The 6073-nt window shown below is 59.4% G+C and carries 8 protein-coding genes and 1 pseudogene; 5 read left to right on the top strand and 4 right to left on the bottom strand.

Annotated elements, in window-relative coordinates:
* Positions 1-1128: 1128 nt before the first annotated feature.
* A pseudogene (locus CWO89_RS39655) lies at positions 1129-1352 on the top strand (BolA/IbaG family iron-sulfur metabolism protein); the annotation flags it as partial.
* A 60-nt stretch (positions 1353-1412) separates the two neighbouring features.
* Positions 1413-1760 (top strand): (2Fe-2S) ferredoxin domain-containing protein, encoded by a 348-nt coding sequence (locus tag CWO89_RS39660; RefSeq protein ID WP_028169327.1) that lies wholly within the window; start codon positions 1413-1415, stop codon positions 1758-1760.
* A gap of 119 nt (positions 1761-1879) precedes the next feature.
* Here the strand turns inward: CWO89_RS39660 and CWO89_RS39665 are convergent, their stop codons facing one another.
* Entirely contained in the window at positions 1880-2143 is a 264-nt protein-coding gene (locus CWO89_RS39665) for a hypothetical protein (protein ID WP_035693183.1), read from the bottom strand.
* A gap of 184 nt (positions 2144-2327) precedes the next feature.
* On the bottom strand, positions 2328-2996 hold the full coding sequence (locus CWO89_RS39670; protein ID WP_080664218.1) for an OmpW/AlkL family protein: 669 nt from the start codon (positions 2994-2996) through the stop codon (positions 2328-2330).
* Between the two features lie 404 nt (positions 2997-3400).
* Between CWO89_RS39670 and CWO89_RS46395 the strand changes: the two genes are divergently transcribed.
* The 3 genes from CWO89_RS46395 to CWO89_RS49825 all read left to right on the top strand — a co-directional run bounded on the left by CWO89_RS46395 (position 3401) and on the right by CWO89_RS49825 (position 4873).
* Positions 3401-3565 (top strand): hypothetical protein, encoded by a 165-nt coding sequence (locus CWO89_RS46395; protein ID WP_155255682.1) that lies wholly within the window; start codon positions 3401-3403, stop codon positions 3563-3565.
* Positions 3566-4070: 505 nt separating this feature from the next.
* The gene (locus tag CWO89_RS39675; protein WP_130231350.1) at positions 4071-4424 is read left to right on the top strand and encodes a hypothetical protein; all 354 of its coding nucleotides are present in this window, start codon (positions 4071-4073) and stop codon (positions 4422-4424) included.
* A gap of 215 nt (positions 4425-4639) precedes the next feature.
* Positions 4640-4873 carry a hypothetical protein gene (locus CWO89_RS49825; RefSeq protein WP_207231180.1) on the top strand — a complete coding sequence of 78 codons (234 nt, stop codon included), beginning with the start codon at positions 4640-4642 and terminating at the stop codon, positions 4871-4873.
* Positions 4874-4998: 125 nt separating this feature from the next.
* Here the strand turns inward: CWO89_RS49825 and CWO89_RS39685 are convergent, their stop codons facing one another.
* The gene (locus CWO89_RS39685) at positions 4999-5412 is read right to left on the bottom strand and encodes a thioredoxin domain-containing protein (RefSeq protein WP_130231348.1); all 414 of its coding nucleotides are present in this window, start codon (positions 5410-5412) and stop codon (positions 4999-5001) included.
* Positions 5413-5420: 8 nt separating this feature from the next.
* Entirely contained in the window at positions 5421-5855 is a 435-nt protein-coding gene (locus CWO89_RS39690) for a response regulator (RefSeq protein WP_130231346.1), read from the bottom strand.
* Between the last annotated feature and the right edge of the window lie 218 nt (positions 5856-6073).

A 6073-nucleotide genomic window follows, 5' to 3' on the forward strand; every position in this document is an offset into this window, starting at 1 on the left:
CTAGCCTGCGATAGGGCACGCCCGCGTGCTTTCAGAATCGGGGGGCAGCCTCCCCACATTGCTAGATCCATAAAATCGCGTGCGGACGAACGCGAGCGGCGCGGCTTCACGCTGTCCACCGAGTGAGGCGGCAAGGCGGCGAACGTCGACGCCAGCACCATTTTTGGTCGGGTGAATCCGCGTGCCGGCTTCGCTTCCAATGAGGCCCCATTTGTGGGGGGAGCCGAGGCGAACAGGTGTTAGTGACATCCAAAACGCGCTCGAGACAAAGAAAGCCCTCGGCGGCTACAACCGCCGAGGGCTCCGTCTGGGCTGGCAGGGGGGATCGCAGACCCAGACGTGACAGGACCGTTAGGCAGTGAAATGACGATCCTGTATCAGGAGTTCTGGGAGACTCGCTTTAGAGTAGGCTGGCCGTGCATGCAGGGAGAGGGGGAACAATCCTGCGAAGTACAAACCCCAGTCACGCGCATCAATTCAAGCGACATATCCATTGACCCTAGCCTTGTAATCGAGGTCTTTGCCCCAGGAATCAACTGATTGAAGGCAAGCGCCTTCAAGGCGGAGAGCGTGAAGCGCCGACGCCACTGGCATCCCCGATTGTGGTTTGCCATGGGCGCCGTCGTGGTCCCAGCCGGCTTGGCTTGCGCCCTTGCGCAAGCCGCGCTCGGCGATCGCGCGCTCTCGTCAGAGCGTTCAGCGCTCACCGAAAGATGCGGTCGGTTCGCGCCGAATGGTGCCGGTAAGCGGTCATGCCCTGCTGTAGCGAGGCGTCGAGCTCATCAGGCAGCTTGGCGAAAATTCATGGGCTCCTCCGAGAAGACGACGGTCGTGACGCGCTACATCCTTCCGCGAGATGACATTGCAAGAGCCGGGCCATGCGGAAGGATCGGGATTCTTCGGCTATTTTGGGGGCTAGCTGCGGAAAAGCTGGAGGCGCACGCGTCTGCTCGATGTTTGTCACGTCCGCAACAAAAGAGACCGTTGCTGTAGCAAACGTGACGATGAGTGGCAGTTGTACGTCGGCAGACCGAGAAGGATCGGCGCAGAAGCGCGCGGCGCGCATCTTGGTTCGAAGCTTGCATGGAGAAGCAAGATGGTGGAGCAAGCCAAGCGGGAGCAAGGCAGATCGCGATGAGGGGACCAGACATCGAAGCCCTGATCAGGAAAGGCTTTTCGGACGCGGAGGTGTCCATGACTGATCTAGCCGGCGACGGCGATCATTATGGCGCCCGCGTCGTTTCGCGCGCCTTCACAGTCAAGAGCCGAAGCAGCATCAGATTGTGTATGCGGCGCTCAACGGGATAATGGGTGACGAGCTTCACGCGCTCGCGCTGACGACCGCGGTCCCGAGCGGTGCACTCGGACCTTGTCCCCCTTCAGATGAACCCAATCGAATGCGTGGCGGGCTCATGAACTCAGAAACGGAATTCGAGCTTCCTCAACTCTACAGGCATCATGTCTTTGCCTGCCACGTCCAGCGTCCGCCTACTCATCCGCACGGCAGCTGCGGTGCAGCTGGTGCGCAAGCCCTGTGGGACAGGACGAGCAAGGCGATCGAAGTGCAAGGGCTCACCGATATCGGCTTCACGGCGGCGGGCTGCCTCGGCTTTTGCAAGGCCGGTCCCTTGATGGTGGTCTATCCCGATGGCGTCTGGTACCGTCCAACCACGCCTGACGACATCGACGAAATCGTCGAGTCCCATCTCAAGGAAGGTAAACGTGTCGACCGCCTGGTGATGGTGTTGAAGCGGAGCTGAGGGCTCGGTTAAAGGCAGCTTGCGCGGGCTATCAAGTTAGCCTCGGCTTCCATCTGACGACTGGCGTCTCTGGAATCCTGGGTTACCCTCTTTCGCCAGGGTGATGAGTGGTGGTGACCTCACGGTCCTTCATCAAGAACTCCGTGCCCAACCGGGCCCTTGACCTTATAGGTGCGGCCTTCGCTTTCGTCGGGATCCTCGGTAAGATGGATGTTCCTGATCAGGGTGCGCGCTTGATCACCGTGGACGAGCCTTTGGATTTCAAGTCCCTGATCACCATGCCCTGCCACCTCCAGCGGCGAGCCGTTTGAATCCCTGACGTTGATGTCCTTGTGGCGCTTTGCGCGACGCTCGCCGAGATGGAAAATGGCTTGATCAATCACTCTTACCCTTCGATCTGGTCCGTCACCTCATGTTGGCTCCGCCAATAGCGCAAAGCTAAAGCGAATGCGGCGCCGGGCCCGGCTCCCGGCGCTGAGAGAGATGACGCTTCTTCGAACCGTCAGCTCGCTCGATCTTTTTGTTTGCGCAACCCGGTTTCCACTTTTCCCCGATCGTGCTCTTGGGTCAGAACTTGTAGGTGATGCCGCCGCCGACCAGCCATGGGTCGATATTGGCGCGCCCGGTGACCGGAATCGCCTTGTTTACGGTCGCCGAATAATCCGGCCGCAGCCACAACTTCTTCACGTCAACGTTGAAGCCCCAGTGACGGTCGAGCATGTAGTCGAAGCCGAATTGGACCGCGGCGCCAACTTGGTTGCTGATCTGCAGGTCGGTGACCGCGAGGCCAGCGACCGGCGTGTTGCCCGCCGACTGGTTGAAGAATACGGTGTAGTTGATGCCGGCACCGATATACGGCTTGAACGCGCCGAAATCGGTGAAGTGATATTGCAGCGTCAACGTCGGCGGCAACAGCCAGGATTTGCCGATGTCGAGCCCGTTGAGCGTCCCGGTGCCGTTGATGTGATGCTTGGTCGCGCCGAGAATGAGTTCGGCGGCGATGTTCGGGGTGAAGAAATAGGTGATGTCGAGCTCCGGGACCACTTGATCGCTGATCGAGAGCCCCAAATTCGGTGACGACAGGCCCGGAACGCCGAAGACGTTAACCGAGCTACCTCGAGCATCCGGCAAAACGCCGAGCACGCGCAGGCGGATCATCCAGGGATTGAATGGTTCGACCGGCGGCGCTTTGGTGTAGATCGCCGCCGATGCGAGATCGGCAGCTTGCAGCGACATGGTGGCCCCACCGAATGCCTCACGAGCAGCGAGGCTGTCGTCAGAATTGTTCTTGTTCTCATCAAATTCTTCGATTCCCAAGTCAGCGCGGGGAGTCGCGCGACGTCTCTGTCACACACGCGGCATCGCGAAGGATTTGATGCGAATCAAAATCGGGCGGTCGAGACACGATCAAGTCGCCATGTTGCGAAAGGATCACGACCGTAAGGCGTGATGACTGACTTTTCTTCGAATCGTCATTCCGCTCTATATTTTTTGTTTGAGCATGATCTTCTCGGAAAAGCGGTTTCCACGTTTGCGGATCACGCTCTAATGCAATCCAGCTACAGCGGTAACGCGCGATCGAGGGGCCTCGAAGTTGCGCCGCCATGCCCGCGCATACGCGGGGATTCATTGAGGCAGCAATGTTCGCCAAGTTGCCCGGCTTCCTCCTCTATCTGAAGGGTGCCGGCCGGCAATTGACTAATCAATTCCGCGTCGCCCCTTGTTCGGAAGTCGGATTGGAAATGATCCTGGTGCGGCATATGGTGGCCGAGCCGGGCGCGAGCGGCGAGTTTGGCGTTGCCTAGCCGATCTCGACATAAACCTTCGTATCGTTCCGTCCTACCCTTTGGATACCCGACGATTACCTACGTTCAATTGAGCTGCTGATGGCGGTCGTTCTAGGCTGCGTCCTGCCCTCCTTGGGCGTTTCCTCCCTAGACTTCGGCCGCTTGTGGCAACGCAGGCGGCCATTTCTTTGTCAGATGGCCGCTGACTCGCATGGCGCTCCTGTAATTGGCTCGGAAACGAGTGGGCGGGCCGTAAATGAGCGTCATCATCGATACCAATCTAGCCGAACGCCGAAGGCTAAGCTTGATGAGCTAAATAAGAAGGCGATCGACGCCATCACGTCCGGCAAGCTCACAGATGGGCGCCAGTATCAGCGCAATGTGGGGTAAAGGCGCCCGCCGCCGCTGCGCACCTGCTCGCTTAGACGCTGGAAGACATCCTGAAAGACCAGGAGGAGAGGGATGGTACGTGTTTCGACATTGGAACGCCGTTCCAATTCGGAGGACGAGAAGGGCCGAGCTGATGAAGCTCGTTGGCGATCTGTGCACCATCGAGCTGCTGAACAACAAAGGGGTCAGCATCTACATCGAGCCGGAGAAGATCGATGGCGGGCTCATCCTGTCGACCGGCGCGATCAAGGAATCAGTCTGGCAGGACACCGTCGGCCTGGTGCTCAAGAAGGGCAAGACCGCCTTCAAGCATGAGCCGCAGACCGGCACCTATTTCCACGGCCAGGATGTCAAGGCCGGCGATTGGGTTGTATTCCGGCACGGCGATGCTCGCCGCGTCCGGATCAAGGGCGTGGATTGCCGCATGGTCGAGGACACGCTGCTCGACATGGTGGTCGACAACCCCGACGTGATCACACACCGCTGATAGTGACACCGCTTGGCGGAGCTTTCGGGCGCACTGAACTAGAGCGGGTCGTTTTGTCGGCTTTGAGACCAATATCCACCACATGACGCTACACACACCCAGTACGAAGCGACTGTAGCCAACTTTCAAAATCGGCACATCGCTTGCTTCATTCGGGGCACCATCACCGGTCGCAGGCGGGGCGGTGCTGTAGGGACGGACTCGGCACGTCCTCCATGGCGTCCGGCCGCCCCGCCAATTTGTTGTGGGGCGACATGAAACAGCCCTTCGGCGCCTCGCTCGGCTTGATCGATGTCACTACGAATGTCGATGCGGTCGAACTGGAACGTGCAGCGAAGCGTCCACTGATGTCCGGCTTTCACGCGCAATTCAGCATCGGCGAATGTGCCGGCTCCGCCGCGATGACCGCATTGGCGGGCTGCACCTTGGGGCTTTTTCATCAACCCTAATTAAAATTATAGACGCGCGTGTAGAGCCCCGATCGTCTTCAGCGAGCCTGCTGCCGCGCCCGAAGAAAGGGGAGCGGGGAAACTCCGCTTTCTTCGCCTCTCGTTAAACTAGCGAGTAGCGTAGCTCACCCGCTCCGGCAGTACCCTCCGGCTGCCTCGCTCGAGCATCGCTCGAGATCGTCCTGCATGCTCCGCCCAAGCAGCGACAGCACGGGCTCATGATCGAATCCTGCGCATCTTGCGCCGTCGGCGTTGATCAGCGGGCGCCTTATCTGGAGCGGATCGCTCAGCATCAGCGCGAGTGCGCTCGCCGCGTCGCTTATGTCGGGATTGATTTGGCCTGACTTGATACGGGGCGCGGCGCGGTTGAACCAGGATCCGACCGGCGTATTGCCGAAGAACTGGCGCAGTTGCTCCGCGCGCCACGGCTCCTTCAAGATATCCTTGGCAATCACGTGGTGGCCCGCGGCCTTCAGCGCCTGCATCTGGCGCGCGTTGGTGGCGCAGCCGGGTTTTTGATAGAAAATGATCGTCGCCATGGCGTGGCCTAATTCAGCACCCTGAGCTGCACGATGGGCGCGGTGGCGCCGCGTTCGAGAATACCATCGACCTTCTTGCGGACGGCTTCCAAGGTGAGAGGCTTGATAAGCACGCCGTGCGCGCCCGCCTTGATGCCTTCGGCCGCGGTGGCCTCGTCGGATTTCTCGCAGACGATCAGGATCCGCACCTCGGAAAAATGGGCCGCCAATTGGCCGATCAACGGCGGCCCCTTTTGTTTGAAAAAGGAGGCGCCGAGCAGCACCAGATCGGGCTTCAACCAATCGACGCGCCTGACAAAAGCCTCTTCAGGCGTTGCAAGCTCGTGCGTTTCGATCTCATCGTGCAGCATAAGCTGCAAAGCCACCCGGGTGATTTCGTCATCATCGACCACGAAGACCGGTCGCTGGTCTTCCGCCTTCGAGGTTTCGACGCCCATCTGCATTATCGCTCTCCAAGCGGCTTGTATGAGAAATTAGCAATTTCCGTTCCACGCATGAACGCATCGAAAGGGCCCGCGCCAAGCCGGCTTTTGCCCGTTTGATGCTTGCGATCCTTGTTCGGCTTCTGACAGCGGCACAATTGCTGTCACCTTCAAAACACCTGGTGTCATCCGCGGGCTCGCTGGTTTTTCAACGCGAAATCAGAAGCTTAAAGAGCGTG

Origin of the sequence: Bradyrhizobium sp. Leo170 (assembly GCF_004296405.1) — a bacterium.
Taxonomy (GTDB): domain Bacteria; phylum Pseudomonadota; class Alphaproteobacteria; order Rhizobiales; family Xanthobacteraceae; genus Bradyrhizobium.

What these genes read in the sequence shown, in the direction of transcription:
- CWO89_RS39690 (WP_130231346.1), bottom strand. Translation starts at nt 5,855, where the DNA reads ATGCAGATGGGCGTCGAAACCTCGAAGGCGGAAGACCAGCGACCGGTC.
- CWO89_RS39675 (WP_130231350.1), top strand. Translation starts at nt 4,071, where the DNA reads ATGAAGCTCGTTGGCGATCTGTGCACCATCGAGCTGCTGAACAACAAA.
- CWO89_RS46395 (WP_155255682.1), top strand. Translation starts at nt 3,401, where the DNA reads ATGTTCGCCAAGTTGCCCGGCTTCCTCCTCTATCTGAAGGGTGCCGGC.
- CWO89_RS49825 (WP_207231180.1), top strand. Translation starts at nt 4,640, where the DNA reads ATGGCGTCCGGCCGCCCCGCCAATTTGTTGTGGGGCGACATGAAACAG.
- CWO89_RS39685 (WP_130231348.1), bottom strand. Translation starts at nt 5,412, where the DNA reads ATGGCGACGATCATTTTCTATCAAAAACCCGGCTGCGCCACCAACGCG.
- CWO89_RS39660 (WP_028169327.1), top strand. Translation starts at nt 1,413, where the DNA reads ATGAACTCAGAAACGGAATTCGAGCTTCCTCAACTCTACAGGCATCAT.
- CWO89_RS39670 (WP_080664218.1), bottom strand. Translation starts at nt 2,996, where the DNA reads ATGTCGCTGCAAGCTGCCGATCTCGCATCGGCGGCGATCTACACCAAA.